Below are 23,647 nucleotides of genomic sequence, written 5' to 3' on the forward strand. Positions count from 1 at the left end.
GCCCGCTTCGGGCGCAATGCTCGGGTCGCTCACCCCTAGACGGTAGTGCCTCATCCCGCATGCGTCTGTCTGCGCCTGCCGACGGCCCGGCCGTCTCGCGAACCCAGGCGCTAAGGTGGCCGGCGACAGTTGGCAGCGACGGGAGCAGTACGTGAGCGACGGAACCCAGGACTCGAGCTACGCCGAGAGGCTGCAGAAGAAGCAAGGGGTCTGGTGGAAGCAGATCCTGCCGGTTCAGCTGCCCTACCGGCTGAACCTGAAGCGACAGAAGTTGGGCCGCACGCTCGACATCGGCTGCGGCATCGGGCGCAACCTCGCGGCCCTGCCGGCCGGCTCGCTCGGCGTCGACCACAACGTGGCGGCGATCGAGATGGCCCGTCGCGACGGACTCCAGGCCATGACGGTCGAAGAGTTCGAAGGCAGCGACGAGGCGCGCGAGGGGGCTTTTGATGGCTTTCTCGTGGCCCATGTGCTCGAGCACATGACCGAGGCCGAGAGCCGCGACCTGCTCACGTCCTACCTTCCCTACCTGCGCCCCGGTGGCTCGGTGTTCGTCGTCTGCCCGCAGGAGGTCGGCTACCGCAGCGACCCGACCCACGTGAGCTTCACGACCGACGCCGACATCTCGCGCATCTGCCGCGACGTCGGGCTGACCCCGGTCAAGGCCTACAGCTTCCCGTTCCCTCGCCCGGTCGGAAAGCTCTTCATCTACAACGAGTTCTGCGTACTGGCCACCAAGCCGGCCTGAGGGAGCTCGCCCACCCTGCCGGCCCAGCAAGACGGATGCCGCTGACCCCGGCTGGGGTCAGCGGCATCCGGCCACGGTGTTCGGTCTGGGCGGTCAGTCGCCTGAGCCGCTGCTCATGCCCGCCTTGATCAGGTCCATGACCGAACCGTCGGCGAGCGTCGTGACGTCACCGACCTCGCGGCCCTCGGCGACATCCTTGAGCAGGCGCCGCATGATCTTGCCGGAGCGGGTCTTCGGCAGCTCGGCGACGATGAGGATCTGCCGCGGCTTGGCGATCGGGCCGATCTCCTTGGCCACGTGGTTGCGCAGCTCCTGCACGAGGTCGGCGCCCTCGCCCACCTCGTCGGCCTCGGCCACGGCCTCGGCGCGCAGGATGACGAACGCGCACACGGCCTGGCCGGTGGTGACGTCGGACGCCCCCACCACCGCGGCCTCGGCCACCTTGGGGTGGGAGACGAGGGCCGACTCGATCTCGGTGGTCGAGAGCCGGTGGCCCGACACGTTCATCACGTCATCAACCCGACCGAGCAGCCAGATGTTGCCCGCTGCGTCGTACTTGGCGCCGTCGCCGGCGAAGTAGTACTTCGGCCCGAACCGCGACCAGTAGGTCTGCCGGTAGCGCTCCGGGTCGCCCCAGATGCCGCGCAGCATGGCCGGCCAGGGCTTGGTGAGCACCAGGTAGCCGACCTGCTCGGGTTCGGTGAGCGGCTGGCCCTCGTCGTCGAGGATCTCGGCGGCGATACCCGGGATGGGCTTCTGGGCCGACCCCGGCTCGAGGGTCGTGACTCCTGGCAGGGGGCTGATCATGATGGCGCCGGTCTCGGTCTGCCACCAGGTGTCGACGATCGGGGCGGTGTTCGCGCCGATGTGCTTGCGGTACCAGAGCCAGGCCTCGGGGTTGATCGGCTCGCCGACCGACCCGAGCAGCCGCAGCGAGCTGAGGTCGAACTTCGCCGGGATGTCGTCGCCCCACTTCATGAAGGTGCGCACCGCGGTGGGGGCCGTGTAGAGGATCGTCACCTTGTAGTCCTGGACGATCTGCCACCAGCGGCCCTGGTGCGGGGTGTCGGGAGTGCCCTCGTACATCACCTGGGTGGCGCCGTTGGTCAGCGGCCCGTAGACGATGTAGGAGTGCCCGGTCACCCAGCCGATGTCGGCGGTGCACCAGTAGACGTCGGTGTCGGCGTGCACGTCGTGCACCACCGCGTTGGTGTAGGCGCACTGCGTCAGGTAGCCACCGGTGGTGTGGAAGATGCCTTTGGGCTTACCCGTGGTGCCGGAGGTGTAGAGGATGAACAGCGGGTGCTCGGCCTCGAACGCCTGGGCCTCGTGGGTCGGCGCGGCCTTCTCGAGCGCCTCGTGCCACCAGAGGTCCCGTTCGTTCCAGGCGGTGTCCTGGCCCGTGCGGCGCACGACGAGAACGTTCGTCACCGAGGTCTCCCCGCCCTCGAGGGCGGCATCGACGGCGGGCTTGAGCGCCGACGGCTTGCCGCGGCGGTAGCCGCCGTCGGAGGTGATGACGACCTTCGCGCCACCGTCTTCTATGCGGGTGCGCAGAGCGTCGGCGGAGTAGCCGCCGAACACCACCGAGTGGGGAGCGCCGATGCGGGCGCAGGCCAGCATCGCGACGGCCGCCTCGGGGATCATCGGCAGGTAGATCGCCACGGTGTCGCCCTTGCCGACCCCGAGGTCGGTCAACGCGTTCGCGGCGCGCTGCACCTGCTCGTGCAGCTCGACGTAGGTGATGTCGCGGGTGTCGCCCTCGGGCTCGCCGACGAAGTGGATGGCGACCCGGTCGCCGTTGCCGGCCTCGACGTGTCGGTCGACGGCATTGACGCAGGCGTTGAGCTCACCGTCGGCGAACCATTTCGCGAACGGCGGGTTGCTCCAGTCGAGCGACTCCGTGAAGGGTTTGCTCCACGTGAGGTACTTCCTGGCCTGCTCGGCCCAGAACCCCTCGGGGTCGGTCTCGGCCGCCTCGTAGAGGTCGGCCGTGCCGTTCGCCCGGGCCGCGAAGTCAGCGGTGGGGGAGAGGGAGGGGTGATCGGTCACGTGGCTGAGGCTGTCGTCGCTCACGGGGTTCCACCTTTCGCATCGGCAATGGTGCGGGTGGGTCTCGAGCGGCCGCGGAGCGGCACATCAAGGCCCAACGAGTTCAACTCAAGGCCACCGTAGTTCGCGAGGCAAGAGAGTCGTGACGCGGGTCACCTCCCTACCGGCCAGTAGTCAGGTGAGCGGTCCGGCTCGACCGACGAGCGGTCAGGGGTGTCACCGGTCGTGAGGTGGCTGATCCGGGTGGCTGATCCGGGTGGCTGATCCAGTGTGCCAATCCGGGGCGCCTGCGGGCTCGAACGTCTGGTGTGACCGACCGCACCTACCGCATCGTCGTGCGACTGGCCCGTGGCCTGTTCGCCGCGCTGGGGTTGCGGATCCGGGTTCGGGGCGCCGACAACCTGCCGAAGAGCGGCGGAGCCGTTCTGGCCAGCAACCACGTCAGCTTCCTCGACTTCCTGTTCGTCGGTCTCGTCGGCGTCCGACGGGGCCGGTTCGTGCGCTTCCTGACCAAGGAGGCTGTCTTCGCCGTGCCGTTCGTGGGTCGGCTGATGCACGCCATGGGCCACATCCCCGTCGACCGTGGGCACGGCGAGGTGGCCCTGCGCCGGGCCGTCACCGACGCCCGGAGGGGCGAGGTCGTGGGAGTCTTCCCCGAGGCGACGATCAGTAGGTCGTGGACGTTGCGCGCCTTCAAGCCGGGAGCGGCTGCCGTCGCCACTGCGTGTCAGGTGCCGCTCGTGCCCGTGGTGGTGTGGGGCGGTCAACGAGTGCTGACCGTCGGTGGACGCGCCAGTCTTCGGCGCGGTCGGGCCGTCACCATCCTCGTCGGTTCGCCGCTGCATCCGCGACGCAGTGACGACCCGCGGGCCGTCACTGCGTCGTTGCGAGAGGCCACCGGCCGGCTGCTCGAGCAGGCCATGGCCCTGCACCCGGACCGGCCGCAACACGATGGCGACCGGTGGTGGCTGCCGGAGTCTCACGGCGGCACGGCCCCCACCCCTGCGGTGGCAGCCCTGCTCGACGAGGCGGCCCTCGGTGAACGAGACCGGGCGGCCCTGCGGCCCAGACCGGTCGGTGATCCGCTGCCGGGATCGGACTCGGGCGCCGGCAACGCACCAGCGTTCCGCTCGGATCAGTAGGCCATGCCCATCACCGCCCGCACGGTCGCCAGGGTGCGCTGGGCCACCTCGTTCGCGCGGGCGTTGCCCTCGTGCAGCACGGCGGTCACCGCGGCCCGGTCGCGAGCCAGCTCGGCCCGTCGCGACCGGTGACCGGCCAGCCCCTCGTTGATCGCCTCGACGACCGTGGTCTTGAGTGCGGCGGCGCCGCCGTTGCCGACCTGCTCGGCGACCGACTCCGGGCTCTCGCCGAGGAACAGGCCCGCCACGGTCAGCAGGTTCGCCACCTCCGGGCGCCCCACAGGGTCGAAGGTGATCCGTCGCTCCGAGTCGGTTCGGGCGGCCCGAATCCGTCTCGCGGTCTCGTCTGCGCTGTCTCGAAGGTTCACCACGTTGCCCTTGCTCTTGGCCATCTTCGTGCCGTCGGTGCCCAACAGCAGTGGCACGTCACCGAGCAGGGCCTCCGGCTCGGCGAACACCGACTGCCCGGCGGCATACCGGGTGTTGAAACGTCGGGCGATGGATCGCGTCAGCTCGAGGTGGGGCAGCTGGTCGCGGCCGACCGGCACGATGCGGGAGTGGCAGAACAGCAGGTCCGCCGCCTGGTGAACCGGGTAGGTGAGCAGCAGGCCCGACAAGGGTCTGGAACCCGAGAGGGCGAGCTCGTCCTTGACCGTCGGGTTTCGCCGCAGCTCGGCGTCGGTGACGAGCGACAGAAACGGCAGCATCAGCTGGTTCAGGGCCGGTACGGCGCTGTGCGTGAAGATCGTCGTCCGCTCAGGGTCGAGGCCGGCGGCGAGATAGTCGAGCACCAGGCCGTAGACGTTCTCGCCGAGATCACCGACCGAGTCGCGGTCGGTGACCACCTGGTAGTCGGCGATGACCACGAACGTCTCGACGCCCTTGTTCTGCAGGCGAACCCGGTTGCGCAGACTGGCCAGGTAGTGACCGATGTGCAGTGGTCCGGTCGGTCGGTCTCCGGTCAGCATCCGGAACCGCTGGGGGTCGGCGGAGGCCGAGTCGTCGATGAGGGAGTCGAGCACGGTGCTGCGCTCGAGGGCTGCGGCGTAGGTCGTGCTCTCGTCGCCGTTCGGGTTCGCGGGCGAGATGGTCGTCATGTCGGTACCTCTTCCGGGTGGGATGGGTGCCCACGAGGGATCGCCTGCCAGACATGACAAGAGCCGCCCGCGGGCGGCTCTTCACAGTGAAGTTCGCGACAGGGTCGCGGGAGGGCCGCCTCAGCTGGGCGGCCACCACGCGAGGGTGTCTCGAACGAACGCTGTCACGTTCGTCAGGATAGCCGGTCGCGGGCCGAGCCCAGCGGCATCCGACCCACACCGGATGCCGCTCAACCCCGGATGGCTGACCAGCTGACCTGCCCTCTCGAGAGGTGTGGTGCTCGAGCCGGCCCGCGCCGGCCCTCCCCGGGTCGGCGGACCCGACCGGCTCCTAGGCTGGGCCCGTGAGCCTGCCCGCCGACCGAACCGCCCTGGCCCAGCAGGTGGCTGTGCTCGTCGACCTCCCCGGAGTGAGAGAACGTGCTGAGGCGGCCCGCGAGGCCTGCACCCGGCTGCGTTTCCACGAGGCCCTCCGTCGCCGGATCCCCGAGGCGTCGGCCGAGTCCCGGGTTCGGGGCGCCCAGGCCAGCGCTGCACTCGACGGCGCCAACCTGCCGCTCACGGCGGTGCGAGAGCACATGAGCGGTGCCCGCGGCTGGCCGCCTGACCTCGATCCCGGGATGCGCGTGGTTCGAGGAGCGGTAGGGGCGACGGCAGAGAGCGAACGGGTGGTGGCTCTCGTTCGCACCGCTCCCCTCCAGGCGCTGGCCCGTCTGCACGTGGCGGCAGCCTCGTCACTCGTGGCGAGCGACCGGTTGGGCCGACCGCGGCGGGCCGGTGAACCGTGTGACGAGCTCGTCGATCTCGGCCCTGCTCCGCCTGCCTCGGTGGTCTCGATCCGCCTCGCGAACCTGGCAGACCTGGTCATCGCGCTCAGCTCGGGGCCGGCCCGGCCCCCGGCAGTGGTGATCGCGTCATTGGTGCACGCCGAGATCGCCTGCATCCGCCCGTTCGCGAACGGGAACGGGCTCGTGGCGCGCGCCATGGAGCGCGCGCTGGTGCAGGCCCTCGGTCTCGATCCGACCGGGGTGGCGGTCCCCGAGGCGGGCCACGTGATCGGCGGCGGGCCGGCCTACCTCGGCGCGCTGACGGCCTACAGCGAGGGCTCAGCCGCCGGCGTGGGGCTGTGGCTACGTCAGGCGGCCGACGCAGTCGTCGCGGGGGTGGGCGAGGGCATGCGCATCTGCGACGCGGTTCGGGCGGGGCGGCTGAGCTGAGGGGAGAGGTGTCCACGCTGGTGGACACTTTCTGCGGATCAAGCTCACGAAGTCTGTTGTCTCGCCGGGCCCTGAGGTACAAATGACCCAAGGAACCACATCGCCGAGAGGCGTAGGCAGAGATTCCGAGAATGGCAGTTCTCGAGAAGCACCGAGTACCCACGCGAGATCAGTTCCCTTGGAACCGTTCACCCCCGGGACACAACCGGGGCGACACTGACACGATGCACGCTTGGTAGCACGGAGCGTCTCTGGAGGGCCCCCCGACACTGTTGGGGGGCCTTCGCCCGTTACGGGGCTTTGGTCCATCTGTGTCGACCGCCCAAACGCTTGTGGCGCAACGCATCCCGGCTTCGATTTGCGCGTCGCGCTTGCTTTTCGGCAGACCGGAGCGTGACCATTGAGGTGCGCCCCCTATTGGGTCCGGCGCCGCGCGGTCCGGCGTGTCCCCCCCGATTGCCGGATGGCACGTGGTGGCCTTCATCTCCCCCCCGGTGAAGGCCACCGGCCTTTTCGGGCCCGAGGCCGGGCGCTTGGGCGGTGAGTGGGGCCGACGTCGTGGCCGGCCGGGGTTCGGGCCCTCGGTGTCCACACCCCCTCGCGATAGGCCGGTTCGTCCACAGGCTGCCGGATGCCGCTGGGCTGCGGCTCCGTCTCGGCGGACGGTGGGCCCATGGGACACGTCATCGCCTTCATCCCGGCCTCAGGAGGGGTCGGCGCCTCCACCCTCGCCGCCGCCGTCGCCGTTCGCGCCGCCGGTGCCGGGCGGGAGGCGGTCGCCGTCGACCTCGACCACGTGGCGGGCCGGCTCGACGTCGTGTTCGGGGTCGAGCAGCAGGCCGGGTGGCGGTGGGACGCCCTCGCTGAGGTGATCGGCGTTGTCGACGGCGCGGCACTCGCTCAGCGGCTGCCCTGTTCGGAGGGTGTTCGGGTGCTGGCCCACGACCGCGCCCTTGCACTCGCCGCACCCGAGCCCCCTTCCCGGCGCGCAGGTGACAACGCCGGTCATGGCGGCCCCGGCCAGCAGGAGGGCCACGGTGGTGTCGCCGTTGTCGTCGCCGATGTCGTCGCGGATGTCGTGTCGGGGCTGGCGCAGGCCCACGAGGTGACCGTGCTCGACCTCTCCAGAGACGTGGCGGTGCTCGAAGCGGTGGCCGGGCTCGTCGACGTCGTCGTGCTGGTCGTCGGCTCCCAGCTGCTGCAGGTCGCGTCGGCGTCTGCCTCCACCGCCGTGCTGAAGGCAGCTCTGCGCGAGCTGCCCTGGGCAAGCACCAGCACGGCGTGGTCGTGCCCGCCCCCGCAGATCTGTGTCGTGCTGCGCGGAGCGTCTGTCTCTGACGAGCTCGCCGACGTCGTGGTCGACCACCTCGACCTGCCGCTCGCCGGGATCGTCGGTGACGAGCACCGGGTTGTCAGCGACCTCGAGCGGGGCATCGTTCCGGGAGCACGAGGGCGTGGGTCGCTCGTCGACGTGGCCGACGACCTACTCCTGCGACTTGTCTCTGCGGAGCGTGCCGCATGAGCCTCAGCCCGAACATCTGGAGACACGCCCGCGAGGGTCGCTCGCCCGACGTCGGGCTCGTTCGCGATGTGGCCAACGCCGAGTCGGGGCCGCTGGGTCTCGGACGCGTCGAACAGACCCGACACGCCTTGTCGTCACGGGTGCTGGGCGCCGGTCCCCTCGACCGTTGGCTGGGTGAGCCGGGGGTGACCGACGTCGCGGTCAACGGTGACGGTCGCATCTGGGTCGACCACGGAAACGGCATGCGGTCGACCGGCGAACGACTCTCACCCGACGACGCCCGCGCGCTGGCCGTCCGCCTCGCCGGTCTTGCGGGGCGTCGCCTCGACGAGGCGAGCCCCTGGGTCGACGGCCAGCTGCCAACGGGCGACCGTCTGCACGCCGTGCTGCCACCGCTCGTCGCAGACGGTCCGCACATCACCATCCGGGTGCCTTCCCGCGTTCCCGTCGACCTGGCCCAGCTCGAACGGCTCGGCATGTTCCCACCCGAGTGGCGTGAGCTGCTGCGTGCCGTGGTGGTCGAGCGGGTGGCCTTCGTGGTCTCGGGTGGCACCGGGGCCGGCAAGACGACCCTGCTCGCCGCCCTCCTCGGCGAGGCTTCCGAAGCCGAACGCATCCTCATCGTCGAAGACGTGCGGGAGCTGCATGTCGAGCACCCCCACGTGGTTCGACTCGAGGCCCGACCGGCCAACGTCGAGGGGATGGGGGAGGTGACCCTCACCACGCTGGTGCGACAGGCACTGCGCATGCGACCCGACCGCCTGGTCGTGGGCGAGGTGCGAGGCGCCGAGGTGCGCGAGCTGCTGGCGGCGCTCAACACCGGGCACGAGGGCGGCTGCGGCACGCTGCACGCCAACGCCCCTGACGACCTACTGGCCAGGTTCGAGGCCCTCGGTGCGCTGGCCGGGCTCGGGCCGACCGCCGTGCAGTCGCAGCTGGCGTCGGCCATCGACCTCGTGATCCACGTGACTCGCGTCGGCTCGGTGCGGCGGGTGGCTCAGGTCGCGGCGGTCGTGCGTCACGGCGGGGTTCCGTGTGTCGTGCCGGCCGCGAGCTGGGCCGGGCCGGGCACACGACCCCGCCGCCTCGAGGGATGGGGCGCCACCGCCGGCCGCCTCGGCATCGAGGGAGCGCGTCCGGGGGAGTCGCGGTGATGGTCGCGGCCACCCTGGCCTCCGGGGCCCTGGTCGGCGCCGTGCTGTTGTGGCCGGGTCGGCCGTCGGCCCGCCGAGCACACGACGCTCTGACGCTGGTCACTGCTCGATCGGCTGAACAGCAAAGCGCGGGCGGACGGCTGGGTCGCCTCACGACACTGTGGAACGACGACCCCGTCCAGGCCTTTCAGCGGTGGCGTGCGAACCGTCGTGGCGGGGATGTCGAGACGGCCGCCCTCGCCCTGCTTGACGCCGCCGGCCCCGCCCTGCAGGCGGGGTTGACGCCTGCAGCCGCCGTTCGTCTGGCGGTCACCTCGGCGCACGGCCTGCCCTCGGTCGAGCTGCGGCAGTTCGTCGAGAGTCTGGAGCACGCCGCCCGGGCGGGCCTCCCGGCGTCGGGGGCCTGGGCCGAGCTGGCGACGCGTTCCGGCTCTGGCCCGATTGCCTTCGTGGCCGGCGCCTGGCGGCTCTCGGAGGTGACCGGTGCTCCGTTGGCCGAGGCCGTGGAGCGGGCGGCAGAGGCACTGCGTGACGCGCGAGCGCGGCAGCGGAGGGTGGCGGTCGCCGTCGCCGGACCGCGGGCGACGGTCTTCGTCCTGACGGCTCTCCCGCTGACCGGCCCGCTGTTCGGGCTGGCCTGCGGGCTCTCGCCTCTTGAGCTCTACCTGGGGTCGTCACTGGCGATGATGTCGGTCGTAGCCGGGGTGATGCTCGTGCTCGTCGGACGACTCTGGTGCCGCCGACTGGTGAGATCTGCGGTCGGAGCATGAGCCTCATGCAGGCGCCGTGCCTCGTGGCAATCCTCACGGCCGCCGTCGTGCTGCTACTGCCGACGCGACGCTCCCTCGGAGCGTCAGGTCGTGAGCAGCTGCAGCCCGACAACGCTGATGACTCCATCTCGCCCGCCGCGCGCCGTTCGTCGAACTCGTCTGAACCATCGGCCAGTTCGTCTCGTCGGGGCTTGCCTTCGCCGAGGATGCGGCGCAGCTCGAAGGCCGCGCTGTGGACTCGAACAGCGCCCAGCGCGGAAGCGGTGGCTTCCGCCCTGGCGCTCCTCGCGCTCGCCTTCCGGTCTGGCCTGCCCACCTGGCAGGTGCTCGACGCAGTAGCAGACCAGTCAGCTGACGACGTGTCGCACGACCTGCGACAGGTGGCCGCGGCGCTCCGCTGGGGAGCTGGTGAACAAGAGGCCTGGGCCTCCGTCGACCCCGCCTGGGCTCCGGCTGCCCGTGCGGTCAGCATCGCCCACCGGGCCGGTATCGCCCCGGCGGCACTGCTCATGAAGGCTGCTGACGACACCCGTCGTGCCGACCTCGAACGTCTCGAGCTGGCGGCGGCTCAGGTCGGAGTGCGGCTGGTTCTGCCGCTGGGTCTCGTTCTGCTGCCTGCGTTCTGCCTCACCACGGTGGTGCCCCTCGTTGTCTCTCTCGGGCGTCGGTTGCTGACGTCGGAGTGAGCTGCTCGTCGGAGATGCCGACGAGCTCACCCGGAAAGGACCTGAACATGACTGCCAAGCTCGCGAGGTTGCTTCGACGGCGCGAACCTGACGAGGGCATGACGACGGCCGAGTACGCCGTCGGCATCATGGCTGCCTGCACGTTCGCGCTGGTGCTCCTCGGTGTCGTCAAGTCCGACGCCGTGCGCAGCGCCCTGGCCGGCCTCGTGCGAAGTGCACTTGCACTGGCGGGCTGAGTTGCCTGGGCACCCGTCCACCGGATGCTGTTCGCCGCCCAGCGCGTCCTGTGGTTGGTCGGACGAGACGTCGGAGCCGTCGAGGGTGACCGGGCGGCACGACGCGGGCATGGTCACGGCCGAGCTGGCAGTGGCCTTCCCAGCGGTGGTGCTGATGCTCGCGGTGTGTCTCGCAGGGCTCGGAGCGGTGGTCGACCAGGTGCGGTGCGTCGACGCCGCCCGGTTGGGAGCCCGTGCGGCAGCACGGGGCGACCCTCCGGCGCAGGTGCGTGCGCTGGCGGCGCAGGCGGCACCAGAGGGGGCTCGGGTGTCGATCGGCTCTACCCGGGGGGAGGTTCAGGTGGTCGTCACCGCGACCACCGGCGGATGGGTGGGCTTCGTGCCGTCCTGGAGCCTGCTGGCCACTGCGACCACCCCGGTCGAGCCGGGGGCGCGGTGATGCCTCAGGTGGCGCCGAGCTCGGTCGCGGTCTCAGAGGGGCGCGACCGAGGGGCGGGAACGGTGCTCGCTGTCACTCTGACCGGGGTCGTGCTGGGGGTGACGCTCGCGGCCCTGGTGCTGGGTTCGGCCGTGGTCGCGAGTCATCGAGCCCGGTTGGCGTCTGACCTTGCCGCACTGGCCGGGGCCAGCCAAGCGCAGCTGGGGGTGGGCGCCGGGCAGGCCTGTGCCGAAGCCGGTCGCGTCGCGGCTTCGAACGGGGCCACCCTCTCCTGGTGCTCCGTCGACGGCCAGGAAGTGCTGCTGGTCGTCTCGGTACCGGCGGGCCTCACGGGGCTGGCCACCGCCCGATCGCGCGCCGGCCCGCCACGCTGACGTCTCGGACCCGGTACCTCCATCCCGTCGAGCACGCCACTGCACGACGCAGAGTCCAATAGCCCAGTCGAGTGGCCACTTTCGTACAGTCGAGTGGTCACTTTCGTACTGCGCGGTTGGCACCTTCGAGGGCGCAGAGGTGCCAGACGCACAGCCCAGCGTGCGGTTGGCACCTCTGGCACTGGGCAGGTGCCGACCGCGCAGCGCCGCGCCAGCGGCACCCGAGCCGAGAGGCGAGTTCGGTTGTGGACAAGCGGGTTTCGTGGCCGGGGGAGTGTCGGTGGTGGCCTCTAGGGTTTGAGTCATGAACACTGATGGTTCGCTTCTCGAGAGGCTCCGGCGGCAGCTGGCCGACCTCGAGTCGAGCCAGCGTGCGACCGGGGGCACCGCGGGCGCCGGGTTCTGGTCGACCCCCATCCCGGATGCCGCAGGGCCGGCTGCATCGGATGCCGCAGGGCTGGCTCCGTCGGATGCCGCGGAGCCCGCACCCGGGGCCGCAGAGCCCGCCCCCTGTGCCGCTGACCCAATGTCGTTGGAGGCGGCCTCGTCGGGTTCGGCCGGCGAGGAGCGGCCGGTACGGGAGTTTCCGGCGCCGTTGACGGTCCATTGGGCGAACTGGTCAAACGTGTCCGGCGCGTACGCGTCGGGGTTCGCGTTCGCGGCCGCGAGCCTGGACCGGCCTCAGATGGAACCGGCCCGGATGACCGAGGCCGACCTGCTCGAGTCGGTGACCCAGCTCGGCGCCGTGCAACACCACCGCGAGGTGAACCTGGTGCGCCTGGTCACGCAGCTCGAGGCCCGTGGGGTGGCTTCCCCGGGTGGCCTGTCCCGGGTCGACTGGTTGCGCACGGTCGACCCCACCCTGACCGCCACCGCAGCCAAAGCCGTCGTCACGTGTGGGGACGCGTTCAACCAGCCTCGCTGGGCCCAGTTGCATGAGGCCGTCATCGGCGGAACCGCCGGCGACACCGCCGCCGCGGGACCGGACACTCAGGCTGGGCGGGTCACGGTCGGTAAGGCCGCGCAGGTCATCGACTTCTTTCACCGCCTGAAGCCCGTCGCTGACCCCGACGACCTCGAGCAGGCCGTCACCCACCTCACCGACCAAGCACCCGGGTTGCGGTGGGAACAGCTCGCGAAGCTCGCCCGGGAGCTGTCCGACCAGGTCCGCCCCCCGAAGGATGCTGAGGAGCACGACCAGAAACGCCGCGAAGGCCGCGGCCTGTGGTTCACCAGCCCCAACGCGGCCGGGATGGTCGGGATGAGCGGCACCCTCGACCCCGAAGGCGCCGCGACCCTCAAAGCCGCCATCGACCCCCTGTCCGCACCCCGCCCCCTCACCGATGAGGCCGGGGTCAAGATCGAGGACGACTCCCGACCACCGCACCAGCGCCGGATGGACGCCCTGATCGACATTGTCGCCCGCGGCGTCACCGCCCCCGGTCAGGCACCGTGCACGGACAAGGCCAAGATTGTGGTCACCATCAACTTCGAGGCCCTGCGGGACTGGGCCGCGAACGGCTGCCCACCCGACTGGGCCACCCGCGGCGGCCAGAACGGCACTGCCGGCAAGACCGGGAGCGGGTCGTGCCTGTCCGGGGACGTGCTCAGCGCGGCCATCGTGCGCCGGCTGGCGTGCGACGCCGCCATCATCCCCGTCGTCCTCGGTTCCGACTCCCAACCCCTCGATGTCGGTCGGGAAGAACGCCTCGTCACCCGAGCCATGCGCACCGCCCTCTGGCTCCGCGACAAAGGCTGCTCCTTCCCGGGCTGCTCCACCCCCGCCCAATGGACCGACGCCCACCACGTGCGGCATTGGATCGACGGCGGAACCACCTGCCTGGGCAACCTCGCCCTGCTGTGCCGACGACACCACATCTACGTCCACGACAAGCACCTCACCGCGACCATCACCACCACCGGCGTCACCTGGCACACCTGGCAACACTGGCGCACCAGCTTCCAGGTCCGATGCTGACACCGACCCAACCGACCGGTCACGGTCACCACTCGAGGGTGGGGACCCGATCGGCACTCCAGGGGGACCGGGTCCCGCGAGTTAGAGCTGAGCGGAAATAGGCGGAGTCAGCGGTTGCGCCAGGCGTCGGGGGTCTTCACCAGCTGACGAACCCGGTCAGGCAGGTTGCCGGAGAGTAGGTCGTCGAGTGACGTCTCGTCAAGCACCTCGCGCAGGCTGGCCCGCACCGCCACCCACAGCCCAGGCAGGTTCGCCGCCACCCCCTGGTAGTGCGTCTCGTGCGGACGCAGGCCACGCACCTCCGCCAGCGGCCCGTCAACCGCCCGGAAGATGTCGCCCACGCTGATCTCGGCGCGGGGGCGTCCGAGCACATAGCCGCCCCGTGCCCCACGGCGGCTGACGACCAGCTGGGCCCGACGCAGGTCGGCGAAGATCGCCTCCAGAAACTTGCGGGGCAGCTTCTGCTCGGTCGCGAGCGTGTCGACGCTGACCGGGCCCGATGCCTGAATCTCGGCGTCAGCGAGGATCAGCATCGCCCTGACGGCGTAGTCGACTCGGGCAGAGATGTCCACGAGCCGAGTCTGCCCCATCGGGGCGCTGCCGACAGTCAGACGCCAGCAATGGCCATCCGCTCGACGATGCTCGAGGGCTGGTCGACCCTGGCGAACACCGTCTCGCCTGCGGCAAGGCGCAGGTCGTTGGCGTCGCGACGGGTGATCTGCGCGGCGAACCGCTCACCGGACTCGGCCCGAAGGTCCACCCGCACCTCGAAACCGAGCCGAACGACGCGCTCGACCACCGCCCCGATCACCCCAGCGGATGCCGGCACAGCGGCATCCAGGGCGAGGGCGTGCTGACGGTCACGGTCGAGAGCGATGTCGTGCGGACGGACGACCTGGTCGCCGAGACGAGAGACCGAGCCGAGGAAGCTCATGACGAAGTCGTTGGCCGGACGGTCGTAGAGGGTCACGGGGTCGCCCACCTGCTCGATCCGGCCCTGGTTCAGCACCGCGATGCGGTCAGCGACGTCGAGGGCCTCCTCCTGGTCGTGGGTGACGAGCACGGTCGTGACGTGAACTTCGTCGTGCAGGCGTCGAAGCCAGGTGCGCAGGTCGGTGCGCACCTTCGCGTCGAGGGCGCCGAACGGTTCATCGAGCAGCAGCACCTGCGGATCCACGGCCAGGGCTCGGGCCAGCGCCATACGTTGACGCTGCCCACCCGACAGCTGCGCGGGGTAGCGGTCCCGAAAGCCGGAGAGTCCGACGATCTCGAGCAGCTCGTCGACGCGTTTGTCGATGACCGGCTTGGGCCGCTTGCGGATCGACAGGCCGAAGGCGACGTTGTCACGCACCGTCATGTGCTTGAACGCGGCGTAGTGCTGGAAGACGAAACCGATACCGCGCCGCTGCGGCGGCACGTTCGTGACGTCCTCTCCCTCGATCGTCACCACCCCGGCGTCGAGCGTCTCGAGCCCCGCGATCGAACGGAGCAGAGTCGACTTGCCCGACCCGCTCGGCCCGAGCAGCGCGGTCAGTGAGCCCCGCGGGATGTCGAGGCTGACATCGTCGAGGGCGGTGAAGGTGCCGTACTGCTTGTGGGCGTTGGTCACGGTGATCATCGGTTGCTCCTCTTTCGGTCGAGCACGGTCATGAGCAGCAGCACGACGAGAGCGATGCCCATGAGGAGGGTGGCGGCGGCATACGCGCCGTAGGTGTTGTGGTCGTCGATGTAGCGGGCGTGCACGAGCAGGGTCAGCGTCTGCGACACCCCGGCGAAGCCCGACGACACCATGATCACGGCCCCGAACTCGCCGAGCGCCCGCGCGACGGTGAGCACGACGCCGTAGGTCAGGCCCCACCGGATGGCGGGCAGGGTGATTCGCCAGAACGTCTGCCAACCGGTCGCGCCGAGGGTCGACGCGGCCTGCTCCTGGTCGGTGCCGATCTCGTGCAACACGGGCTCGACCTCACGCACCACGAAGGGCAGGGTCACGAAGATCGTGGCGATCACCATGCCCGGGAGCCCGAAGATGACCGTGAAGCCCGACCGGTCGAGGGCGCCGAACCATCCGCCAGCACCCCACAGCATGATCAGCGCGACTCCGACGACGATGGGGGAGACGGCGAAGGGGAGGTCGACCACTGCCTGCAACAGGCCGCGACCGCGGAACCGGCCACGCACGAGAGCCAGGGCTGTCACCACGCCGAACACGACGTTGAGCGGTACGACGATGGCGACGATCAAGAGCGATAGGTTGAGCGCCGAGATTGCGGCCGGGGTGCTGATGGAAGCGAAGAATTCGCTCAGGCCGGGTTCGAACGTGCGGTAGAGGATGACGCCGATCGGCAGGGCAAGCAGCACGAAGAGGTAGCCGAGAGCGACGGTGCGAAGACCGACTCGGGTCTGTTGGGTCACGTTCATACCGCACGTTCCTCACGTCGCTGGGCCCGACCCGACAGCACCCGCAGCACGAGCAGGGTCAGGAAGGCGATGGCGAGGAGGGCGACCGACACGGCGGCCGCCGCCTCTGGCCGGTCGATCTCGATCTGTTGCTGGATGTACTGCGAGGCCACCTGGGTCTCGCGGGGAATGTTGCCGCCGATGAGCACGACAGAGCCGTACTCGCCGATGGCCCGAGCGAAGGCCAGCCCGGTGCCACCGATGACGGCCGGGAGCAAGGTGGGCAGCACGATGCGCCGGAAGGTGGTCCACCCGGTGGCACCGAGGGATGACGCTGCCTCCTCGACCTCGCGGTCTGCCTCGATCAGCACCGGCTGAACCGAGCGCACCACGAAGGGCAGGGTCACGAAGGCGAGCGCGACGATGACCCCCCAGCGAGTGGCGCTGAGGTGAACGCCGACCGGGCTGTTGGGCCCGTAGAGCGAGAGCAGCACAATGCTGGCCACGATGGTCGGTAGCGCGAACGGCAGGTCGATGAGGGCGTCGACGACGCGTTTCCCGCGGAAGTCATCGCGCACGAGCACCCAGGCGATGAGGGTGCCCATGACGGCGTTCACGACGGCGACGACGGCGGACACGAGCACCGTGACCCGGAGCGATGCGAGGGCGGCCGGAGCCGTCACCGCCTCCCAGAAGCCGCCCAACCCGTTGCCGAGCGATGCGACCGTCAGGGCGGCGAGGGGCAGGAGCACGATGATGCTGAGCCACAGCGTGACGACCCCGACCCCCAGATGACGCGGCGGGCGCCACCCGCCCGGACGCGGCACGGATTCCGGTCCAGGTCCCGCAGACGCCGGCGTCTGGGAGACGACGCGATCGCGCTCCGCGTTCTCGGCGGTCACGGCGGTCACGACGTCGCCTTGTCGTAGATGACTGCGATGGCGCCGACATCCTGTTTGAAGAGGCTGCTGTCGACCGTCTTCCAGCCCCCGAGGTCGGCGATCGTCCAGAGCTTGGTCGGCTGCGGGAACTTCGCGGAGAACTCGGCGGCAACGGTCGGGTCGACCGGGCGGAAGCCGGCGCCTGCGAGCAGTCGCTGCGCGGCCGGTGTGTACAGGTAGTCGTCGAACGCCTGGGTCGCGGCGAGGTTCCTGCTGCCCTTGAGAACGGCCGCCGGGTTCTCGATCTTGAACGTCGTGGGTGGCGTCACGTGTTCGACCGGGTCGCCGCTCTTCTCGATGAACAGCGCCTCGTTCTCGTAGCTGAGGAGGGCGTCGCCGGAGCCCTGCAGGAACGCTTCGGTGGCCTCGCGTCCCGACTTGGGCTGGATCTTGACGTGGTCGGTGACGAGCTGGCTGACGTAGGCGAGGCCGGCGGCCTGGTTGGCACCGCCGTTGCTCTTCGCGGCGTACGGGGCGAGCAGGTTCCACTTGGCCGAGCCTGACGAGAACGGGTTGGGCGTGACGACCTGCACTCCCGGTTTGAGCAGGTCGTCCCAGTCCTTGATGCCCTTGGGGTTGCCCTTGCGAACGACGATCGTGACGACCGATCCGAACGGGATGCCGCGGTACTTCCCGGCGTTCCAGTCAGGGGCCACGAGCCCGGCGTCGACGAGCCGGGTCACGTCAGGCTCGACAGACAGGTTGACGAAGTCGGCCGGCGCGCCGGCCTCGACCTTGCGGCTCTGGTCTCCGGAGGCCCCGTAGCTCTGCTGGAACTGCACGCCGGCGCCGGCCGGTGTCTTCTGGAAGGCCGGGATGACCACGTCGAAGCCGGCCTTGGGCACGGCGTACGCGTAGAGGTTGACGGTGCTCGTCGTGTTCACGGCGGCGGCATTCGTAGCGGCGGGCTCCTTCACGACATCGCTCGCACCGCCGGCGCACGCTGACAGTCCGAGGCCGACCGCGACGGTGATGGTGGTGAGGGCAAGCAGGCGGCGGCCCATCGGTGCTCCTGGGGTTCGTGGTTCATGACAGTGGTGGAAGTGCTCCTACAGGTTAAATAGGAAATGGCCCTACGTCAGGAAAACGCAAATTCCCAGGTCCGCGATCCCAGAGCGCGGTCACCGGCCCGGCACCGCACGAGCGCACAGGGCGGGAGGCCCTCAGCTCACTAGCCCTCGACCCGGTGGCCCTCGACCCGGGGGCCGGCGTGGCGCAACGTCAGGTCGAGCAGGGCGATGGCGCCGGGTTTGCTCAGGGGTTCGTTGCCGTTGCCACACTTCGGGCTCTGGATGCACGACGGGCAACCCGTGGCGCACTCGCAGGACAGGATCGCCGACCGGGTAGCGCCCAGCCAGGCCCTCGCTCGACGGAAGCCGCGCTCGGCGAACCCGGCCCCGCCGGGGTGTCCGTCGTAGATCAGGATTGTGGGCAGACCGGTGTCGGGGTGCAGCGCCGTCGACACCCCGCCGATGTCCCAGCGGTCGGCCGTGGCGAACAGGGGCAGCATGCCGATCGCCGCGTGCTCGGCTGCGTGCGCGGCCCCCGGGATGCCGCTCTCGTCGACTCCCGCGGCCGCCAGCTCGTCGACGGGCATCGTCCACCACATCGCCTTGGTCGACAGGGAGCGCACCGGCAGGTCGAGCGAGTGCTCGCCGAGCACTTCGCCACCCGGTAGACGCCGCAGGAACGAGACCACCTGGCCCTGAACCGTGACCGCACCGAACGAGCACCGCAGGGGGCCCCATTGCTCGTGCTCGAGCTCGCGCCCGATCTCGAACTCGCTGACCGACTGCGCGTGCGTGCTCCATCCCGGGTCACCGCGCACCGCGTGCGCGGCGTGCTCGTCGAGGTCGAGCTCAGTGACCACCCAGGCCTGCCCCTGATGAACGTGCACGGCACCGGTGTGCACCTGGGCGTGGGCTGACGCCTCGTCGACCGTGCCGACGACCCGGCCGGTGCGAGTCTCGATGATGCGAACGGGTTCGCCGGCGCCGCGCAGCGACAAGTGGTCGGACGGCCGGTCGTCGCGGGCCCAGAACCAGCCCCGCGGCCGCTGTTTGAGGATGCCGCGAGCCACCAGGGCGTCGAGCAGCGTGCGGGTCTGGGGCCCGAAGATCGCGAAGTCGTCTGTGGTGATGGGCAGCTCGGCAGCAGCGGCAGCGAGGTGAGGGGCCAGCACGTGGGGGTTGTCGGGGTCGAAGACGGTCGACTCGACGCGGCGACCGAAGATCGACTCCGGGTGATGCACCACAAAGGTGTCGAGCGGGTCGTCGGCAGCGACGAACACGGCCAGCGAGCGTTCGCCCGACCGTCCCGCGCGCCCGGCCTGCTGCCAGAGGGAGGCGAGCGTGCCGGGCCACCCGGCGAGCAGCACGGCGTCGAGCCCGCTGACGTCGATGCCCAGCTCGAGCGCGTTCGTAGCCGCGAGGCCCACGATCTCTTTGCTGCGTAAGGACTTCTCGAGGGCGCGCCGCTCCTCAGGGAGGTAGCCGCCGCGGTAGGCGGCGACCCGCCCCTCGAGCGCGCCCGAGACGCGCTCCCTGGCGATCTTGGCCACCACCTCGACGCCCGCACGCGATCGGGCGAAGGCGACCGTCTGAACGTCGTCGGAGACGCACATGGCCATCAGGCTGCCGACCTCCGTCAGGGTGCTGGTGCGCTTCGCGGCGCCGTTCTCGTCAGTTGACATCGGTGGTTCCCAGAGGGCGAACGTCATTGCGGCGCGGGGCGACCCGTCAGTAGTGACCGGGGTGACCGGCATCCCCAACAGTCGGGTGGCGTGGGCCTCGGGCTCGGCCACCGTCGCGCTTGCGAACACGAAGGTAGGGGCGGAGCGGTACCGGGCGGCCACCCTGCGCAGCCGGCGCAGCACCGCGGCCTGGTGCGACCCGAAGACGCCCTTGTAGACGTGGCACTCGTCGACGATGACGTAACGCAGCGCCCGCAGGAACGAGCTCCAGCGCTCGTGGCCGGGCAGCAGGGAGTGGTGCAGCAGGTCAGGGTTGGTGAACACGAAGTTCGCGTGGTCGCGGATCCAGCGCCGCTCGTCAGTCGGGGTGTCGCCGTCGTAGGTCGCCGCACGGATGCCGGGCAGTGCGAGCCCCGTGACCCGGTTCAGCTGGTCGGCGGCCAGCGCCTTGGTCGGAGCCAGGTAGAGCGCCGTCGCCCCTCGACCGTTCGGAGCGTTGGCCCCAGCCATGAGGTCGGTGAGGGCAGGCAGCAGGTAGCCGAGGCTCTTGCCGGATGCCGTGCCCGTCGCGACGACGACGTGGCGCCCCTCGTGGGCGGCCTGCGCCACCTCGACCTGGTGTGACCAGGGCTGCTCGATCCCAGACCCGAGCAGGGCACCGAGCAGGTTCGGGTCAGTCCAGCCGGGCCAGTCTGCAGGCTGGGCCTCGCGCGCCGGAACCTCATGCACGTGGAGCAGGCGGGAGGGGTCATCGCCCACGAGGTGGGCGAGCAGACTGCCCGGATCGAGGCGTCCGGACGTCGACGTCACCCCGGTGGGGGGAGCGTCTGGCGCCCAGAAAGCGGCCGTGCCGTGCCTGTCCATGTAGAGCAACCGTAGGTGGTCTGGGTACAGTGATGGGCAGAGAGGGCATGTTACGCCGCTCCTGCTTGGTCACGGGGCTTTCGTGCCTGGGCAAAATGCCGGAACTGCGCCGAAGGGGCTCCTGTGGACCTGTCGATCACCCGTGCCGACCATGGTGCGCGCACCGTGGTGCACCTCGGCGGCGAGATCGACGTCTACACCGCCCCGCTCGTGCGGGAGAAGCTCGACGAGCAGATCACCGCTGGGCGCACCGACATCGTCGTCGACCTCACCGACGTGACGTTTCTCGACTCGACCGGCCTGGGGGTGCTCGTCGGCCGGCTCAAGCTGACCCGCACGATGGGTGGTTCGATGTGCATCGTCGGCACCGACGACCGGGTGCTCAAGGTCTTCGCGATCACCGGCCTCGACAAGGTGTTCGAGATGCATGACAACCTCGCTTCGGCCCTTGCCGCTGACTCCGACGAGGCTTCGGCCGATCAGCGCGCCTAGCGCCCCCGGCGCCCCGAGCGCAGACCGCAGCGGCGCCACCCACGCCACCGACCGGGCCGAACGCACCACCCCGGTGGTCGTCGACCACCTCCTCACCGCTCTGCGCGTCGACCTCACGCTGGCCGGTTTCACGGTGGAGGGGGTGGCCGAGCGTCTCGGGCCGCTCGCGACGTCGGCACTGCACCGGGAGCAGCCGGTCGCGGCGCTCCTGGCCACCGCGGCGGCCACCGACCCCTGCGGGGTGCTGATCGCCTTGTTCACGCTCGGCGAGACCGTCACCCCGGCGGCCGTGGAGGCTGCCCTCCCCACTGTCGGGTTGGGCGGCGCCGTCAGGTTGCGGCTTGTGCAGGAGGCGTTCGAGGGAGTTCGGGCCCGGTGCGACCTGCGTCCCTACGGCGACGACGGCGGCACGAGCGTCCAAGGCGGAGCAGGCGGATCGGGGCACGACTGGTGGGTCGCCTCCGACCTGGGCGAGCTGCAGACCGGCACGACGCTGCGGCCCGACCACGTGCTCGGCATCGGGGGCGCATCGACGACGCTGGCGTCGTGGACGGTTCGGCGCCCCGTCGAGCGAGCCCTCGACCTCGGAACCGGATGTGGCGTGCAAGCCCTGCACCTGTCGGCCCACGCCTCGAGCGTCGTGGCGACCGACGTCTCCGAGCGAGCCCGTGACTTCGCCGTGTTCAACGCGGCACTCAACGAGACCCAGCTCGCCGTCTATGTCGGTGACATGCTCGAACCTGTTGCGGGGCAACGATTCTCGCTGGTGGTGAGCAACCCGCCTTTCGTCATCACTCCCCGCGTCGATGGTGTTCCTCACTACGAGTATCGCGATGGTGGCCGCACGGGCGATGCGCTCGTGCGCTCGCTGGTGCGCGAGGTCGCCGCGGTGCTCGAACCAGGTGGTGTGGCGCAGCTCCTCGGCAACTGGGAGGTGCCCCGCGGGCGCACCTGGCGCGAGGTCTGGGGGGAGTGGCTCGACGGGGTGGGTCTCGACGCCTGGGTCGTGCAGCGCGACACCCAGGATCCCGTGGAGTACGCCGAGCTGTGGTCGCGCGACGGGGGCGTGCTTCCCGGCACCCGGCAGCAGCGCCACCTCGTCACCGCGTGGCTGCGTGACTTCGCGGGGCGAGACATCGAGTCCATCGGCTTCGGGGTGGTCACCCTGCAGCGGCCCCTGACCCCGCGGACGCCCTGGCGCGACCTCTGCGAGGTGACGGGCCCGGTGGTGCCGGCCATGGGGCCGGTGATCGACGCGGGGCTGCGGGCGCGCACTTGGCTGGCCGAGCACGACGACGCGGAGGTGCTGGCCGTCGCCTGGTCGTGCGCAGCCGATGTCACGGAGGAGCGCTACGGCCGGCCCGGGGCCGATGACCCGAACGTCATCCTCTTCCGGCAGGGCGGTGGTCTACGGCGGGAGATGCGCGCCGACACCGTGCTGGCTGCCTATCTCGGTGTGGCCGACGGGGAGCTGACCGCGCGGGTCGCGCTCGAGGCTATTGCCGATCTGGTCGGAGCCGACGCCGCCGCGGTGCGGGCCGAGGTGACGCCAAGCCTGCGCGAGCTCATCGCCGACGGGTTGCTCCTCTGACGCTGCGGGCAAGAGCGTCGACGGCGACGGCCCCCATCTTCCCAGCATTCGTTCAGCGAAAGTTCAGCCAAACTCACTGATGCCATTGGGAACCGGGCGCGATCCTTTGACACGTGCGGCGATCCGGGCAGCGCGGCCAGGGGTGCCTATCAGGTGGAGGTCTCCACCGACGGAGCGACGTGGAAGCCGGCGGCATCCGGCACCATCGACGCCACCAACTGCAGGCGCTACAACGCCGTGCCGGCCAGTGGTGACACCCAGGGCACCCGCTACGTCAGGTTCACCATCCTCGGCAACCAGGTGCCTGACTTGGCGACGAGATGCCCCGCAGGCTCCTTCGACGGGTGCAGCTACACCGACATGACCGAGCCGGAGGTGTTCGGCGCGGCCGGGTGAGGGCTGGGCTTCACGCGTGGCGGGCGGGCCCCTCCCGATCGCCGCGCGGTTCTCACCCCAAAGCACTTGTGAGTGAGCGCTCACTCAGTCATGATGGTCGGCGTGACCCAACGACTGGCGAGCCCCGCTCCTCGGCAGAGGCGGGCGGCGCCCATGCACCCCGACGACCGGCGTGACGCGCTGATCGAGGTGTTCGTCGAGCTGGCCCACCGCAACGGGCGCGCCCCGACCACGAGCGAGATCGCGGTCGAGGCGGGAGTGGCGGAGGGCACGATCTTTCGGGTCTTCGCCACGAAGGAGGCGCTGGAGAACGAGGCGGTGCAGGCTGCGTTCTGCCCCGCGCCGGTTCGCCGCCGCATCGCAGCGATCGACCCCGACGGCTCGTTGCGCGACCGGCTCGTCGACTTCACCCGCATTCTGGCGGCCCGGTTCACTGAGGTGTTCGGGCTGATGGCGGCCCTGGGGCTCAGTCAGCCGCCCAACCGTGGACCGCACCAGGCCTGTTACGAGCTGGGGCGGCACCTGCGTGGCCACGAGGACGAGGACGAGCACGAGCACCAGCCCCTGCTCGCGGCCGTCCACGAGCTGCTGCTGCGCGACGAGGAGGATCTCGTCGTGCCGGCGTCTCAGGTCGTGCACCGCATCCGGCTGCTCACCTTCTCGGGCACCCACCCCGGAATCTCCGACGGGGAGGTGCTCACGGCCGAGGAGATCGTCGACACCGTGCTCTTCGGGGTCGTGCGGCGCGACGAGCGGCCCGGCCTCCGTGATCGCTGTTGCGAGCCCGCCCAAAAGCTGCTTGACCCTGACCCCACGTGAGTCCGTACCGTCTGCTGGCGAAGAACCGAACGAAAGG

The 23,647-nt window shown here is 70.4% G+C and carries 23 protein-coding genes; 15 read left to right on the plus strand and 8 right to left on the minus strand.

Annotated features, from left to right (window positions below):
• Positions 1-151: 151 nt before the first annotated feature.
• Entirely contained in the window at positions 152-748 is a 597-nt protein-coding gene (locus BA895_RS00915) for a bifunctional 2-polyprenyl-6-hydroxyphenol methylase/3-demethylubiquinol 3-O-methyltransferase UbiG (protein ID WP_070190247.1), read from the plus strand.
• 93 nt (positions 749-841) lie between these two features.
• Here BA895_RS00915 and acs read toward each other — a convergent pair whose 3' ends face one another.
• A complete protein-coding gene (gene acs / locus BA895_RS00920) occupies positions 842-2,824 on the minus strand; it encodes an acetate--CoA ligase (RefSeq protein WP_070189992.1) in 1,983 nt (660 codons plus the stop codon).
• A gap of 284 nt (positions 2,825-3,108) precedes the next feature.
• Between acs and BA895_RS00925 the strand changes: the two genes are divergently transcribed.
• Positions 3,109-3,942 (plus strand): 1-acyl-sn-glycerol-3-phosphate acyltransferase, encoded by an 834-nt coding sequence (locus BA895_RS00925; protein WP_070189993.1) that lies wholly within the window; start codon positions 3,109-3,111, stop codon positions 3,940-3,942.
• Here the strand turns inward: BA895_RS00925 and trpS are convergent.
• Positions 3,936-5,039 carry a tryptophan--tRNA ligase gene (gene trpS, locus BA895_RS00930; RefSeq protein ID WP_070189994.1) on the minus strand — a complete coding sequence of 368 codons (1,104 nt, stop codon included), beginning with the start codon at positions 5,037-5,039 and terminating at the stop codon, positions 3,936-3,938. The two genes, BA895_RS00925 and trpS, sit on opposite strands and share 7 nt — an antisense overlap.
• Before the next feature lie 344 nt (positions 5,040-5,383).
• Between trpS and BA895_RS00935 the strand changes: the two genes are divergently transcribed.
• From BA895_RS00935 to BA895_RS00975, 9 genes are all read left to right on the plus strand, one after another.
• Positions 5,384-6,256, plus strand: coding sequence for a Fic family protein (locus BA895_RS00935; protein WP_083282841.1), 873 nt, complete (start codon positions 5,384-5,386; stop codon positions 6,254-6,256).
• Between the two features lie 673 nt (positions 6,257-6,929).
• The gene (locus BA895_RS00940; protein ID WP_070189995.1) at positions 6,930-7,778 is read left to right on the plus strand and encodes a hypothetical protein; all 849 of its coding nucleotides are present in this window, start codon (positions 6,930-6,932) and stop codon (positions 7,776-7,778) included.
• Positions 7,775-8,932, plus strand: coding sequence for a TadA family conjugal transfer-associated ATPase (locus BA895_RS00945; protein ID WP_070189996.1), 1,158 nt, complete (start codon positions 7,775-7,777; stop codon positions 8,930-8,932). Before BA895_RS00940 ends, BA895_RS00945 begins: the two co-directional genes overlap by 4 nt.
• On the plus strand, positions 8,932-9,702 hold the full coding sequence (locus tag BA895_RS00950; RefSeq protein ID WP_070189997.1) for a type II secretion system F family protein: 771 nt from the start codon (positions 8,932-8,934) through the stop codon (positions 9,700-9,702). Before BA895_RS00945 ends, BA895_RS00950 begins: the two co-directional genes overlap by 1 nt.
• The gene (locus BA895_RS00955) at positions 9,699-10,388 is read left to right on the plus strand and encodes a type II secretion system F family protein (RefSeq protein ID WP_070189998.1); all 690 of its coding nucleotides are present in this window, start codon (positions 9,699-9,701) and stop codon (positions 10,386-10,388) included. Before BA895_RS00950 ends, BA895_RS00955 begins: the two co-directional genes overlap by 4 nt.
• 47 nt (positions 10,389-10,435) lie before the next feature.
• Positions 10,436-10,624 (plus strand): DUF4244 domain-containing protein, encoded by a 189-nt coding sequence (locus BA895_RS00960; RefSeq protein WP_070190249.1) that lies wholly within the window; start codon positions 10,436-10,438, stop codon positions 10,622-10,624.
• An 85-nt stretch (positions 10,625-10,709) separates the two neighbouring features.
• Positions 10,710-11,063: a TadE family type IV pilus minor pilin gene (locus BA895_RS00965; RefSeq protein WP_254666270.1), complete on the plus strand. Its 354-nt coding sequence runs from the start codon at positions 10,710-10,712 to the stop codon at positions 11,061-11,063.
• Complete coding sequence (locus BA895_RS00970; RefSeq protein WP_070189999.1) at positions 11,063-11,437, plus strand: Rv3654c family TadE-like protein; 375 nt, start codon at positions 11,063-11,065, stop codon at positions 11,435-11,437. Before BA895_RS00965 ends, BA895_RS00970 begins: the two co-directional genes overlap by 1 nt.
• 304 nt (positions 11,438-11,741) lie before the next feature.
• A complete protein-coding gene (locus BA895_RS00975; RefSeq protein ID WP_070190000.1) occupies positions 11,742-13,415 on the plus strand; it encodes an HNH endonuclease signature motif containing protein in 1,674 nt (557 codons plus the stop codon).
• A 107-nt stretch (positions 13,416-13,522) separates the two neighbouring features.
• On the opposite strand, the gene BA895_RS00980 is transcribed toward BA895_RS00975, so the two are convergent.
• The 6 genes from BA895_RS00980 to BA895_RS01005 all read right to left on the minus strand — a co-directional run bounded on the left by BA895_RS00980 (position 13,523) and on the right by BA895_RS01005 (position 20,312).
• Positions 13,523-13,987 (minus strand): Rrf2 family transcriptional regulator, encoded by a 465-nt coding sequence (locus BA895_RS00980; RefSeq protein WP_070190251.1) that lies wholly within the window; start codon positions 13,985-13,987, stop codon positions 13,523-13,525.
• Positions 13,988-14,022: 35 nt separating this feature from the next.
• Complete coding sequence (locus BA895_RS00985; RefSeq protein ID WP_070190001.1) at positions 14,023-15,033, minus strand: sulfate/molybdate ABC transporter ATP-binding protein; 1,011 nt, start codon at positions 15,031-15,033, stop codon at positions 14,023-14,025.
• Positions 15,030-15,836 carry a sulfate ABC transporter permease subunit CysW gene (gene cysW, locus BA895_RS00990; protein ID WP_070190002.1) on the minus strand — a complete coding sequence of 269 codons (807 nt, stop codon included), beginning with the start codon at positions 15,834-15,836 and terminating at the stop codon, positions 15,030-15,032. The genes BA895_RS00985 and cysW overlap by 4 nt, the downstream gene beginning before the upstream one ends.
• Positions 15,833-16,726, minus strand: a complete 894-nt coding sequence (gene cysT, locus BA895_RS00995) for a sulfate ABC transporter permease subunit CysT (protein WP_070190003.1) — start codon at positions 16,724-16,726, stop codon at positions 15,833-15,835. Before cysT ends, cysW begins: the two co-directional genes overlap by 4 nt.
• Positions 16,723-17,760, minus strand: coding sequence for a sulfate ABC transporter substrate-binding protein (locus BA895_RS01000; protein ID WP_070190004.1), 1,038 nt, complete (start codon positions 17,758-17,760; stop codon positions 16,723-16,725). Before BA895_RS01000 ends, cysT begins: the two co-directional genes overlap by 4 nt.
• 167 nt (positions 17,761-17,927) lie before the next feature.
• A complete protein-coding gene (locus BA895_RS01005; protein WP_083282842.1) occupies positions 17,928-20,312 on the minus strand; it encodes a DEAD/DEAH box helicase in 2,385 nt (794 codons plus the stop codon).
• A gap of 123 nt (positions 20,313-20,435) precedes the next feature.
• Between BA895_RS01005 and BA895_RS01010 the strand changes: the two genes are divergently transcribed.
• The 4 genes from BA895_RS01010 (at position 20,436) to BA895_RS01025 (ending at position 23,610) form a co-directional block, all read left to right on the plus strand.
• Complete coding sequence (locus BA895_RS01010) at positions 20,436-20,804, plus strand: STAS domain-containing protein (protein ID WP_070190005.1); 369 nt, start codon at positions 20,436-20,438, stop codon at positions 20,802-20,804.
• Positions 20,740-22,395: a methyltransferase gene (locus tag BA895_RS01015; protein WP_083282843.1), complete on the plus strand. Its 1,656-nt coding sequence runs from the start codon at positions 20,740-20,742 to the stop codon at positions 22,393-22,395. Before BA895_RS01010 ends, BA895_RS01015 begins: the two co-directional genes overlap by 65 nt.
• 153 nt (positions 22,396-22,548) lie before the next feature.
• Positions 22,549-22,791 carry a hypothetical protein gene (locus BA895_RS01020; protein WP_070190006.1) on the plus strand — a complete coding sequence of 81 codons (243 nt, stop codon included), beginning with the start codon at positions 22,549-22,551 and terminating at the stop codon, positions 22,789-22,791.
• 102 nt (positions 22,792-22,893) lie between these two features.
• Entirely contained in the window at positions 22,894-23,610 is a 717-nt protein-coding gene (locus BA895_RS01025; protein WP_254666271.1) for a TetR/AcrR family transcriptional regulator, read from the plus strand.
• The last annotated feature ends 37 nt before the right edge of the window (positions 23,611-23,647 follow it).

The sequence above is a fragment of the Humibacillus sp. DSM 29435 genome, assembly GCF_001758225.1.
In the GTDB taxonomy this organism is placed as follows: domain Bacteria; phylum Actinomycetota; class Actinomycetes; order Actinomycetales; family Dermatophilaceae; genus DSM-29435.

Bases quoted from the DNA above. Each gene is read 5' to 3' on its own strand.
- trpS (WP_070189994.1), bottom strand. From the start codon at position 5,039: ATGACGACCATCTCGCCCGCGAACCCGAACGGCGACGAGAGCACGACC.
- BA895_RS00975 (WP_070190000.1), top strand. From the start codon at position 11,742: ATGAACACTGATGGTTCGCTTCTCGAGAGGCTCCGGCGGCAGCTGGCC.
- BA895_RS00955 (WP_070189998.1), top strand. From the start codon at position 9,699: ATGAGCCTCATGCAGGCGCCGTGCCTCGTGGCAATCCTCACGGCCGCC.
- BA895_RS01000 (WP_070190004.1), bottom strand. From the start codon at position 17,760: ATGGGCCGCCGCCTGCTTGCCCTCACCACCATCACCGTCGCGGTCGGC.
- BA895_RS01005 (WP_083282842.1), bottom strand. From the start codon at position 20,312: ATGGACAGGCACGGCACGGCCGCTTTCTGGGCGCCAGACGCTCCCCCC.
- BA895_RS00945 (WP_070189996.1), top strand. From the start codon at position 7,775: ATGAGCCTCAGCCCGAACATCTGGAGACACGCCCGCGAGGGTCGCTCG.
- BA895_RS00970 (WP_070189999.1), top strand. From the start codon at position 11,063: ATGCCTCAGGTGGCGCCGAGCTCGGTCGCGGTCTCAGAGGGGCGCGAC.
- BA895_RS01015 (WP_083282843.1), top strand. From the start codon at position 20,740: ATGACAACCTCGCTTCGGCCCTTGCCGCTGACTCCGACGAGGCTTCGG.
- cysW (WP_070190002.1), bottom strand. From the start codon at position 15,836: ATGAACGTGACCCAACAGACCCGAGTCGGTCTTCGCACCGTCGCTCTC.
- BA895_RS00985 (WP_070190001.1), bottom strand. From the start codon at position 15,033: ATGATCACCGTGACCAACGCCCACAAGCAGTACGGCACCTTCACCGCC.
- BA895_RS00960 (WP_070190249.1), top strand. From the start codon at position 10,436: ATGACTGCCAAGCTCGCGAGGTTGCTTCGACGGCGCGAACCTGACGAG.
- BA895_RS00950 (WP_070189997.1), top strand. From the start codon at position 8,932: ATGGTCGCGGCCACCCTGGCCTCCGGGGCCCTGGTCGGCGCCGTGCTG.
- BA895_RS00940 (WP_070189995.1), top strand. From the start codon at position 6,930: ATGGGACACGTCATCGCCTTCATCCCGGCCTCAGGAGGGGTCGGCGCC.